Annotated in this window: 12 protein-coding genes; 7 read left to right on the top strand and 5 right to left on the bottom strand. The window is 44.9% G+C overall.

Annotation, left to right across the window (positions count from 1 at the left end):
• Window positions 1–171: 171 nt before the first annotated feature.
• Window positions 172–1,644, top strand: coding sequence for a DEAD/DEAH box helicase (locus JGK22_RS18410; protein ID WP_293184930.1), 1,473 nt, complete (start codon window positions 172–174; stop codon window positions 1,642–1,644).
• A 277-nt stretch (window positions 1,645–1,921) separates the two neighbouring features.
• On the opposite strand, the gene JGK22_RS18405 is transcribed toward JGK22_RS18410, so the two are convergent.
• Window positions 1,922–2,482 carry a hypothetical protein gene (locus tag JGK22_RS18405; protein ID WP_293191722.1) on the bottom strand — a complete coding sequence of 187 codons (561 nt, stop codon included), beginning with the start codon at window positions 2,480–2,482 and terminating at the stop codon, window positions 1,922–1,924.
• A gap of 319 nt (window positions 2,483–2,801) precedes the next feature.
• Here JGK22_RS18405 and JGK22_RS18400 point away from each other — a divergent pair, with 319 nt between their 5' ends.
• On the top strand, window positions 2,802–4,004 hold the full coding sequence (locus JGK22_RS18400) for a Coenzyme F420 hydrogenase/dehydrogenase, beta subunit C-terminal domain (protein ID WP_293198235.1): 1,203 nt from the start codon (window positions 2,802–2,804) through the stop codon (window positions 4,002–4,004).
• Window positions 4,005–4,165: 161 nt separating this feature from the next.
• Here the strand turns inward: JGK22_RS18400 and JGK22_RS18395 are convergent, their stop codons facing one another.
• The 4 genes from JGK22_RS18395 to JGK22_RS18380 form a co-directional block, all read right to left on the bottom strand.
• Window positions 4,166–4,501: a XisI protein gene (locus JGK22_RS18395; RefSeq protein ID WP_293313363.1), complete on the bottom strand. Its 336-nt coding sequence runs from the start codon at window positions 4,499–4,501 to the stop codon at window positions 4,166–4,168.
• Between the two features lie 112 nt (window positions 4,502–4,613).
• Window positions 4,614–4,991, bottom strand: a complete 378-nt coding sequence (locus JGK22_RS18390; protein WP_293184936.1) for a GNAT family N-acetyltransferase — start codon at window positions 4,989–4,991, stop codon at window positions 4,614–4,616.
• A 4-nt stretch (window positions 4,992–4,995) separates the two neighbouring features.
• Window positions 4,996–5,367: a DUF2237 domain-containing protein gene (locus JGK22_RS18385; protein ID WP_293184938.1), complete on the bottom strand. Its 372-nt coding sequence runs from the start codon at window positions 5,365–5,367 to the stop codon at window positions 4,996–4,998.
• A gap of 52 nt (window positions 5,368–5,419) precedes the next feature.
• The gene (locus tag JGK22_RS18380; RefSeq protein ID WP_293220262.1) at window positions 5,420–5,881 is read right to left on the bottom strand and encodes a GNAT family N-acetyltransferase; all 462 of its coding nucleotides are present in this window, start codon (window positions 5,879–5,881) and stop codon (window positions 5,420–5,422) included.
• Between the two features lie 388 nt (window positions 5,882–6,269).
• Here JGK22_RS18380 and JGK22_RS18375 point away from each other — a divergent pair, with 388 nt between their 5' ends.
• The 5 genes from JGK22_RS18375 to JGK22_RS18355 all read left to right on the top strand — a co-directional run bounded on the left by JGK22_RS18375 (window position 6,270) and on the right by JGK22_RS18355 (window position 11,338).
• Window positions 6,270–6,854 carry a TetR/AcrR family transcriptional regulator gene (locus tag JGK22_RS18375; protein WP_293146660.1) on the top strand — a complete coding sequence of 195 codons (585 nt, stop codon included), beginning with the start codon at window positions 6,270–6,272 and terminating at the stop codon, window positions 6,852–6,854.
• Window positions 6,855–6,861: 7 nt separating this feature from the next.
• Window positions 6,862–8,364: an efflux RND transporter periplasmic adaptor subunit gene (locus tag JGK22_RS18370; protein WP_293184940.1), complete on the top strand. Its 1,503-nt coding sequence runs from the start codon at window positions 6,862–6,864 to the stop codon at window positions 8,362–8,364.
• A 14-nt stretch (window positions 8,365–8,378) separates the two neighbouring features.
• Window positions 8,379–9,017 carry a Vat family streptogramin A O-acetyltransferase gene (locus JGK22_RS18365; RefSeq protein WP_293184942.1) on the top strand — a complete coding sequence of 213 codons (639 nt, stop codon included), beginning with the start codon at window positions 8,379–8,381 and terminating at the stop codon, window positions 9,015–9,017.
• A 250-nt stretch (window positions 9,018–9,267) separates the two neighbouring features.
• Window positions 9,268–10,422, top strand: coding sequence for an ABC transporter permease DevC (gene devC / locus JGK22_RS18360; RefSeq protein WP_293184944.1), 1,155 nt, complete (start codon window positions 9,268–9,270; stop codon window positions 10,420–10,422).
• A 178-nt stretch (window positions 10,423–10,600) separates the two neighbouring features.
• Complete coding sequence (locus JGK22_RS18355; protein WP_293184946.1) at window positions 10,601–11,338, top strand: DevA family ABC transporter ATP-binding protein; 738 nt, start codon at window positions 10,601–10,603, stop codon at window positions 11,336–11,338.
• The last annotated feature ends 104 nt before the right edge of the window (window positions 11,339–11,442 follow it).

Here is an 11,442-nt window from a genome sequence, read left to right as displayed (position 1 = left end):
ATCGGTAAATTAGTCACCATCGACGGAGCTGCCCTATACTCGATTGCTATTTGAAAAGGTGCGCGCAGGCGCAGCACCATACAGAACTCACAATGAGTTCCTGCCCTAGAGCAGAAATCCGCATCCGAGTTGGGCAACTTAGAAGGCTAAGACTCGTTATTAGGAGAATTAATGAATTTATTGTTTGAAGGTTTGGGTCTTTCCGAAGAACTCGTTCTCCATCTGGAAACACTCGGCTTTACAGAACCTACTCCCATCCAAGTACAAGCAATTCCGCACCTGCTAGCAGGCCGCGACGTTGTGGGTCAAGCTCAAACTGGAACGGGCAAAACGGCAGCATTCTCGTTGCCCATCTTGGAGCGGATTGATTTAGATCTAACTGCGGTGCAAGCATTGGTGCTCACACCGACTCGTGAATTGGCCATGCAGGTAACTGAAGCCATCCGCGATTTGAGCGGTATCAGCAGCGACGGCCCGGTAAAAGTCGGTCGCTCTCTGCAAGTTCTGACCGTGTACGGCGGTCAATCGATCGATCGCCAAATGCAGCGTTTGAAGCGCGGCGTTCACATTGTTGTCGGTACACCCGGACGCATATTGGATATGCTCAGCCGCGGCAGCCTGAAACTCGACAAGGTACAGTGGCTGGTTTTGGATGAAGCTGACGAAATGCTGAGCATGGGCTTTATCCAAGATGTGGAAAGAATCTTGGATGCTGCACCAAAAGACCGTCAAACGGCATTTTTCTCGGCGACGATGGAAGCTTCTATTCGGAAATTGGTAGCGCGGCATTTGCGGAACCCAGTCAACGTCACCGTAGAACAACCAAAAGCAACGCCGAAACGCATCAGCCAAGGCGTGTATATGGTTCCCCGCGGCTGGTCTAAGGCAAGAGCTTTGCAGCCAATCCTAGAAATGGAAGACCCGGAATCGGCGCTGATTTTTGTGCGGACTCGGCAGTCGGCGGCGGAACTTACTAGCCAACTGCAAGCAGCAGGCCACAGCGTTGACGAATATCACGGTAATTTGAATCAGGCACAGCGGGAACGTTTGCTGCATCGGTTCCGCCAATGTCAAGTCCGCTGGGTAGTGGCGACTGATATTGCTGCGCGGGGTTTGGATGTGGATCACTTGACTCACGTTATTAACTACGATTTGCCCGATAGCGTAGAAAGCTACGTTCACCGGATCGGACGCACGGGCCGGGCCGGCCGCGAAGGAACTGCGATCACGCTGATTCAACCAGTGGATCGCCGCAAATTGCGCTTGATTGAACGCCACGTGCGATCGAGCTTGACTGTACGAAACATTCCGACACGGGCACAAATTGAAGCTCGTCAGTTGGAAAAGATGCAGGGTAAAGTTCGCGAAGCTTTGGCTGGCGAACGAATGGCATCTTTCTTGCCTCTGGTGTCTCAGTTGTCCGAGGAATACGACTCCCATGCGATCGCCGCAGCAGCTTTGCAAATGGCCTTCGATCAAAGCCGTCCGGCTTGGATGGGCGCGGATTACGCTCAACAAGAAGATCCCCCTATTGGTGGAGAAAACAGCGTCAAGCCAATCTTGATCAAGAAGCGGGCTAAGACTGGCGCGCCGACTAATTCAGTCGGTTCGAGCGTTCCTGCTCCCGTTCCCCAGAACAGCTAATTAGTAGGGTGCGCGCTGCGCGCCTTATTTTCTAACTGGTAGGGTGCGAAATTCGCACCTTATTTTTTTATGTGTGGAATTAATCTATAGGTACGTTGTTGCGCTTCAGCGCTCTTTCATAGATATAAAGAGCGCTGAAGCGCAACTACGTACCTAGACTGCACGCGATCCTAAATACTTGTTTTGAGCAAACCTGAAAATCCTCTGAAGCAAGAAGGACTCTTCGTCCGAACGATCGAACTTCTAGACGTTGATTTTTGGAAGGTTGTGTAGTATTTTAGTTGAGCTGCGTGCCGACAATAATCTTTTGCACGCGATCGCCCTTCAGTTCCAAAACCAAATTAGAAGCCTTTTGGTCGTTGCTGTAAGTCAACCGACTCACTCCACCCTGCACGGATTGCGAGCTGTAACCGTAAGTTTTAAGGACTTTTTGACTTTTATCTCCTACCTTAATACTACTCGTTGTTACGTACTTGGGATTCGTAGTAGAAATTAAATAAACTTTGCCATTCCAGGCTGCTACCGTCAATTTCGAGTAGGTTAGCGTGCGAATCTTGCCACCCATAGCCTTGCTACCCGGTTTAGTTTCATCCCGCTGCGGTTTGCCCAACTTGCGTTTAGCCTCTTCTACAGACATCCCCAAACGAACTGGGCCAATCCCCAAGCGCGAATAGTCGATCGCCGCCGGCTTTTGTGTGGCGTTCAACATACTTTCTAGAGCCACAACAGTTTGATTCATACCCACAACAGGGCGAATTAAAGCAGCAAATCCGAAGCTCGAAATTGCGATATTGAGCATGATGCCAGCAACGGCTGTTGTCACAAACAATCTTACCATTTTTTTATACCTTTATTTTGCAGTTTATTCCTGCAATACCCTGTTATATCCGGATAAATACTAATGATTGCGGGCGAATACAATTCGCTCCTAAACAGCCAAAGTCCGCCTGCGAGGACTAAAGGAGTAAGGATATTCATCCCCAAAAATATAACATAGAGAAATCCGGTTTTAGTAGGGGGCGTACCCCCGTGCTCGTCTTTATTCGGGGTTTATGAATACCAACACCATTTTACGTTTAATTAGCGCGAATACTTCATCACCGGAATGGGTGTGATATCCTAACAAAAGCCCTTTCTCCATAAAATTTGCAATTTAGATGACCGCCATAGATTCCACTAAACACCAGAAATCTAAAGCCCTGAAACCGGGCAGCCGCCGCCCCGCTAAAGAACTTTGCAGCGAGTGCGGTTTGTGCGATACATATTATATCCATTATGTCAAGGAAGCTTGCGCTTTCTTAACTCAGCATATCGCAGAACTGGAAGAGGAGATTCACGGGCGATCGCGCAATCTCGACAATCCCGACGATTGGTACTTCGGCGTCAGTCAAAATATGATGGCGGCTAAGAAAAAAGAACCAATAGAAGGCGCTCAGTGGACGGGAATTGTCAGCTCAATTGCGATCGAAATGCTGGAAAAAGGCATTGTTGAAGGTGTTGTCTGCGTTCAAAATACCAAAGAAGACCGCTTTCAACCGATGCCTATAATTGCGAGAAATCGCGAAGAAATTCTCGCTGCAAAAGTCAACAAGCCAACTCTATCTCCCAACCTTTCAGTGTTGGAACAAATCGAGAAGTCGGGGATGAAACGGCTGTTAGTAATTGGCGTCGGCTGTCAAATTCAAGCATTGCGTACAGTCGAGAAACAACTCGGTTTAGAAAAGCTCTACGTTCTCGGAACTCCCTGTGTAGATAATGTTAGCCGCGCGGGCTTACAGAAATTCCTAGACACGACTAGCCGTTCTCCTGAAACGGTGGTATCTTACGAGTTTATGCAAGACTTTAACGTTCACTTCAAACACGAAGATGGTTCTACGGAAAAAGTGCCATTTTTCGGATTGAATACAAAAGAATTGAAAGATGTGTTTGCTCCTTCTTGTTTGAGCTGTTTTGATTACGTTAATTCCTTAGCAGATTTAGTGGTGGGCTACATGGGCGCACCTTTTGGCTGGCAGTGGATTGTGGTACGAAATGATACCGGACAAGAAATGTTAGACTTGGTAATGGATCAGCTAAACACTCAGCCGGTGATGTCTCAGGGAAACAGAAAAGAGGCTGTTCAACAAAGTATTCCAGCTTACGAGAAAGGTGTGACTTTGCCGATGTGGGCGGCGAAGTTGATGGGAGTGTTTATTGAGAGAATTGGGCCGAAGGGTTTGGAATATGCTCGGTTTTCAATTGATTCTCATTTCACTCGCAATTATCTGTATGTGAAGCGGAATTATCCCGAAAAATTGGAGGCTCACGTGCCGGAATATGCTAAGCGGATTGTCGGGCAGTATAAGTTGCCAGAGGTTTAAGCTGGTAGGGTGCATGATATTATGCCCTGTTAATTACTATTAATAAAAAATGTTTGTAGTGAGGACTTTAGTCCTCGGATGGATGCGGACTAAAGTCCTCACTACAAACCAGTTTTTTTGTGGTAGCTAACTGACGCGCACTACTCCTTGGGCGATTGAAATTATGCAACTCCAAAGCCTGTATATTCGCGCGCGTAAGTTGGCTGAATTCCTAGCACAATATCCTCTTTGGGTATTCCCATTTCTACCAATTCGTCAGCAATCTGCCTGTCTGTTTGATTTCGCTGAATCCAGATTTTGCCATTTTTAATATCCAAATGAAACACACAGTTATACACGCGGCGGTGTGTGTCCCATCCTAAATCGATGACAAGATAGCGATCTTTTTCTTTGTCAAAAATTGTTTCTACTTCAATTTCTCCGTTAATTGGTGCTATCTTGCTGTCTTCAATTAGCAGCTTTTGAATGCACTGATGGTAATGCTCTAGTCGATCCATTTGACTATTGCCTCCTGAGTTGATTTTAAATAGATATGTAAACTTGTAGGGTGCGTCAGCTAGAAGCTGCTGGATGATTCAACAAATAATCCTACTGACGCACCCTACGAGTCTACGCCTGAGCCGTCAGCTCCTTGCAGTAAACTATTTTGTCATGGCCTGCTTTGTAGAAGTCGCGAATCCGCGCTTCTTCGTCGTAACCGCACTTGCGGTAGAACGATCGCACGCGATCGAACTCCGGGAGTCCCGACGTTTCCACCAGCAACACGCGCCCGCTCCGCGCCATCAAGGTTTGTTCCATGTAGCGCAGCAATGTCGCACCGCGTCCTTGTCCCTGGCGATCGGGTAAGATGGCGATTAATTGCAAGTTCCACGTGCGATCGGTCATTGGTTCGAGCTCGCAGTAGGCGACACCCACGGGCCCGCCGTCGTCATCGGTAATCCAGAAGCGATCGCCATCGTTGTTAGTGGCGAAGTAATCGGCTAGCACATTCCTACAAATCAGCAGCGTGTTCCTTCAACTCGTTCAAAGAAACGTATTCCAAAGTTAAGACATGAGTCGCCGACAAAACCACAAGTGGCGCACATCCAGCATCCATTGCTTCCTTCCAGCGCGAAGCACACAAACACCAACAATCCCCTGGCTTCAATCCCGGAAATTTAAAATCGGGAACCGGGGTACTCAAATCGTTTCCCATTCTTTTGGTGTACTTCAAAAACTCTTCTGTCACTTTTGCACAAACGGTGTGAGCCCCTAAATCTCCGCCACCCGTATTGCATTTTCCGTCCCGATAATAGCCTGTCATGGGCGATGTGCAGCAAGTTTCTAATTTTGTTCCCAGCACATTTGTCGCTTCCGTAACCATCGCAACTCCTCCACACAACTCTGCGATCTAATTTTACACAAAAGGTGGTTTTTTATATATCTTTTTCCATTGCAAAGTTGATGAATTTTTGTCCTCTCCGTTCTACTTCTTGCTTTTTGATCGTCATAAATCCGTGGGTTTCAAAAAAAGGTCTAGCTGTAATGCTGGCTTCGGTAAATAACTTTCTAAGTCCTAACTCTTTGGCTTTTAACTCGATTTGTGTTAAAATTAGCGTCCCAACTCCTTGTCTTTGAAAGTTTTTGTGACAGTAAAAGCGATCGATATGGCCGTTGATTTCTAATTCTCCAAAACCTGCGATTGTATCGCCCTCTTCTGCTACGAAGGTAAATTTACTGCTTAAACTTTGCATCCACTTTTGAATGTCGGTATCTGCTGGCGCCCAAGCATCTACTTGGGCTGTTGTGTAATCGCGGATATTTACTTCGTGCACTGTGTCATAGAACAGTTTGACAATTTTTTCAGTGTCGCCGATTTCGTAGGTTCGTACTTTCATGAGATTTAAGAGTTAAAAAAAAGAATGCTACTCTAGATCGGCTCAAAACCATGATAGCGATCTGTCATTTCCAATTCTAAAATCTCAAATCTAAAATCGACTGACGGACGCAGATTGATGGCGGGGTGTTTTGGATTTCTGGCTCAAATCGCCGCGACAAATTGACTCCAAAGATAATTTTACTGCACCCCTTGACAAGCTCTGGTAGTCTGTGCAACATTAATTATAACAACTGTTCGATATACTTATATTTTCCAATATCAGCCGTCAAAAGCTTTTTGTGTATTCGTTTATACTATATCGGATGTTCGATATAGGAATATTTGGTCGATCGCCCTTAAATCTCCGATAACCTAGGATCTAGAATCAAAAATCTGAAGATCGATCCATGCCAAAGATAGTTGACCGCGAATTGTACCGCAAAGAATTACTGAACAAAAGTTTTGAGCTTTTTGCCGAAAAAGGCTATTCCTCCGTCACAATGCGAGAAATTGCCTCAGGAATTGGAGTTTCTACAGGAACCCTTTACCACTATTTCCCGAGTAAAGAAAGTTTGTTCGAGCAGTTAATTGTATATTTGAGCTATGAAGATACAAAAGAAGAAGCACTGGCTGAGTTAGGAAATCCACCAACTCTCGGAGAAAAAGTTGAACAACTGATGAATTATCTCAGCGGAATTGAAGATTATATGCTGAAGAATCTGTTAATTACCTTCGAGTTTTGCCACCAAAAAACTCGCAAAGAGATTGATAGCAATCAAGCACTCCAGCTAGCAGGAAAGCGTTATGAAGAGGCACTTATTTGCTACCTGGGTATCTCCGATCCAGCGCTCGCTAAATTTGTCATTTGTTATATTGACGGTTTGGTGGCAAGAAGATTTTATCAAGGCGAAAGGATATCTTTTACAGAACAAGCGAATGTATTAAAAAATATATTACTCGCTTATTTAGAAAAAAAACAACCGCAAATTTAGGAGGAATATGAATTTTCAATTTTTCATCAAGCCTAAAAATCCATTGGTAATCGGATTGGTAGTTGCTGGCGCTGCTATTAGCATCGGTACAACTTTTTACGGTATTTCTCAGTTTGGATCTTTAGCTAAAAATGCTGAACCTTTACCCGTAGAAACACCGCCGCCCAGGAAAATCACGGCTTTGGGAAGACTGGAACCGCTGGGGGAAGTGATTCGCTTGGGGGTGTCGCAGGCGTTGGATGGCGATCGCGTGGCGAAGCTTTTAGTCAAAGAGGGCGATCGCGTCCAAGCAGGGCAGTCGATCGCAATTTTGGATGCAGGCGATCGGCTAAAATCTGCTTTAGAGGAAGCCAAAGAAAAAGTCAAAGTTGCTGAAGCCAGTTTAGCAAAGGTAAAAGCCGGGGCAAAGTCGGGAGAACTTGCAGCACAATCTGCGACAATTGGCAAGCTAGAAGCCCAATTGCAAGGAAACCAGGCGGCACAACAAGCAACAGTCGATCGCATTCAAGCGCAATGGAAAGGAGAAAAAACCGCACAGCAAGCAACCATCAGCAGAATAACCGCACAATGGCAAGGAGAAAGAAAAGTACAAACAGCCACAATTAGTCGCATAACTGCACAATGGCAAGGAGAAAAAACAGCACAAACAGCAGCAATTAACAAATTAAAAGCCGAGTCAAATAATGCCCAAACCGAATACCTGCGGCACAAAGAACTTGTTACCGAAGGCGCAATTTCTAACTCCGTCATGGACAGCAAACGACTGTCATTAGAAACAAGTCGCCAGGAACTTAAAGAAGCCGAAGCAAATCTCAGCCGCATCAACAGTACGGCCAAGCAGCAGCTTAAAGAAGGCGAAGCAAATCTCACCCGAATTAACAGTACAGGAATCCAGCAACTCAACGAAGCAGAAGCAAATCTTGCCAGAATTAACAGTACAGCAATCCAGCAGTTAGCAGAAGCAGAAGCAACACTTAAGCGCATCAAAAATAGTGGCAGCGAAGAACTAAAAGAAGCCCAAGCAACTCTCGACAAAATAGGCGAAGTGCGCCCGGTAGATATCCAAGCAGCCCAAACCGAAATCAACAGCGCCATCGCCCAAGTCAAGCGCACCCAAGCCGAATTAAATCAAGCTTACATCCGCACTCCACAACCCGGAAAAATCCTCAAAATTCACACCCGTGCAGGAGAGAAAATCAGCGATAACGGCATTGCAGACGTAGGAGAAACTCAGCAAATGGTAGTCGTTGCCGAAGTTTACCAAACCGACATCAGCAAAATCAAGGTTGGGCAAAAAGCAGGTGTTACCAGCCAAGCATTTTCAGGAGAATTGCCGGGGACTGTTAAAGAAATTGGCTTAAAAGTCAGCAAGCAAAACGTGTTTAGCAACCAGCCAGGAGAAAACTTAGACAGCCGAGTTGTGGAAGTGAAAATTCACCTGAATCCTGAAGCTAGCAAAAAAGTTGCGGGATTGACAAATTTGCAGGTACAAGTAGCAATTCAAAATTAGGGAGATTGAGAAACATGGGAGAATTGGGGCCAGATCCAAACCGACCGTATCCGATGGTAGACCAGCGCCGGGTTTGCTTTATCAAAAACTTTATTAAATCGCCCAATATTATTGTCGGCGATTACTCTTACTACGACGATCCGATCGACCCGGAAAATTTCGATAGAAACGTACTTTACAATTACGGGAGTGATAAATTAATTATTGGTAAATTTTGTGCGATCGCCACCAACGTCAAATTCATCATGAACGGTGCAAATCACAAACTCGATGGCATTTCTACCTATCCATTTCCAGTCTTTGGGAACGGCTGGGAAACAGCGATGAATCTATTAATCGAACTACCAACTAAAGGCGATACAATTATTGGTAATGATGTTTGGATAGGTTACGAATCGGTGATTATGCCGGGAGTTAAAATCGGCGACGGTGCAATTATTGCTGCTAAATCTGTTGTAGTAAAAGATGTTCCCGCTTACACCGTTGTCGGCGGAAATCCCGCTGGTTTAATTAAGCAGCGTTTCAGCGATGCTGAGGTGGCGCAATTATTACAAATGCGCTGGTGGGATTGGGAAGTTGACAAGATTTCGCGCCATATTAACTTAATTATGCAATCCGATATTCAAGCGCTGAGTAATGCCGATCAGACTTAGGCAATCGCCGACAAAGAAACCGGATTTTTTACCGATATTAAAGGCTGCGATGCAATATCTTCGCAAAAAACCCGGTTTCTGCCCACCGGATGAGCCCAATTACCGCACTCGCCGACAAAGAAACCGGGTTTTTACCGAAATTAAAGGCTACGATGCAATATCTTCGTAAAAAACCCGGTTTCTGCCCACCGGATTATCCCAATTCCCAATTCCCAATTCCCAATTCCCAATTCCCAATTCCCCAAATATTATGTTTCGCAAAACACCCCTTGCTTGGTTGCAAGTAACCAGAGAAAAAACCCGCCTCGCTGTTGCTATCGCCGGAATTGCCTTTGCAGATATTCTGATTTTTGTGCAACTCGGCTTTCAAGATGCACTCTTCGATTCTGCTGTTAAGCCGCACGAAAGTTTACAGACAGATTTAGTGTTAATCAATCCTCAATTTGAAACTTTTGCTGCGGTAAAACAGTTCAAAAGAGAGCGACTTTATCAAGCACAAGGAGTCGCGGGAGTCAAGTCTGTCACTTCTTTATATATTGGGATGGGACAGTGGCGAAATCCCACAAACCGCACTACGCGAGGAATTTTAATTTTTGGCATAGATCCTGGCAACACAACATTTATTTTGCCAGATGTCAATCAGAATTTGGCTCAACTTCAAAAGTTCAATAATGTGTTATTTGACCAAGCTTCTAGACCTGAGTATGGGGAAATTGCCAATATTTTTAATACACAATCTACCCTCGAAACTGAACTTAACAAACGAAATATTCAAGTAGGAGGAGTATTTACTCTCGGTACTTCTTTCGTGGCTGATGGCAATGTCATTGCTAGCGATTCTACTTTCATGAATTTATTTCCAGAACGCAAACCAGATGAAATTGATGTGGGTTTAATTCAGTTGCAACCGGGGGCTGACATCCTCAAAGTTCAATCAATGTTGAAAGCTATTTTGCCGGATGATGTGAAAGTTCTGACTTTAGCAGAATTTGCGGAAATTGAAAAGGCTTATTGGGGAAATGCTACTCCGATTGGTTTTATTTTTGGATTTGGTACGATTATCGGATTCATTGTTGGTTTGATTATTGTTTACCAAATTTTGTATTCAGATGTTTCCGATCACTTGGCTGAGTACGCGACTTTAAAAGCTATGGGATATAGCGATCGCTATTTAGTCGGAGTTTTAGTTCAGGAAGCTTTGTTATTAGCTATTTTGGGTTTTATGCCGGGAATTGTTTTGGCTAACGGACTGTATTCCCTAGCGCAGTCTGCTACATTGCTGCCAATTGCAATGACAACAAATCGAGCGACTACTGTGTTGGGTTTGACGATTGTGATGTGTACTGGTTCTGGGGCGCTGGCTTTGCGGAAATTGCGATCGGCAGATCCGGCAGATATTTTCTAAGCTGTTGTGGCATTTTAATTTAATTTTTGGGCGGGCTAGAAGCCCACCCCACAAGAGATGGAAGAAACAGGATTGCCAAAATTAAATGTGTACCAGCTTAGAACCAAACAAAATACCTCCATTAATTGTGGCACGGGCGTCTCGCCCGTGACTTATAGAAAAAACACAAAAAATCACCATGCAAACCCTAAACTCTCCCGCCAACTTCGACGAAACCATAACAAATCAAGCTGTAATATCAGTCAAAAACCTCAACCATTACTTCGGTAAAGGTTCCCTGAAAAAACAAGCTTTATTTGATATTAATCTCGATATCAACTCTGGGGAAATCGTAATTATGACGGGGCCTTCTGGTTCGGGTAAAACAACTTTACTGACGATGTTAGGCGGCCTGCGTTCGGCTCAAGAAGGGAGTCTCAATATTCTGGGGGAAGAAATACGCGGCGCTAGTAAGAATCAGTTAACTAAGTTGAGAAAGCAAATTGGTTATATTTTTCAAGCGCATAACTTGATGACGTTTTTGACGGCTAAGCAAAATGTGCGGATGTCTTTGGAATTACATAAGGAAATGCTAAATCAGAATATGGATGCTTTGTCAATATCCATGTTGGAAGCTGTTGGTTTGGGAGAACGGGCTAATTATTACCCAGAAAATCTGTCGGGAGGACAAAAACAAAGGGTGGCGATCGCCCGGGCGTTAGTCAGTCGGCCTAAAATAGTCTTAGCTGATGAACCTACGGCGGCTTTGGACAAACAATCCGGGCGAGATGTGGTGGAGATCATGCAGACACTAGCAAAGGAACAAGGTTGTACGATTTTGCTAGTGACGCACGACAATCGGATTCTCGATATTGCCGATCGCATTATCTACATGGAAGACGGACGTTTAGTCACAAATTTAGCCGATCGACCTTAATCAGATGTCAACAAATCTCTTACAAAAGTTCTTTTTATCAAATTTTGGGACGGGCAAGATGCCCATCCCACAATATTTTCTTTTATTGTGGGATGGGCATCTTG

Origin of the sequence: Microcoleus sp. PH2017_08_TRC_O_A (assembly GCF_020738665.1) — a bacterium.
Taxonomy (GTDB): domain Bacteria; phylum Cyanobacteriota; class Cyanobacteriia; order Cyanobacteriales; family Microcoleaceae; genus Microcoleus.
This window is presented reverse-complemented; position numbering and strand designations above follow the sequence as displayed.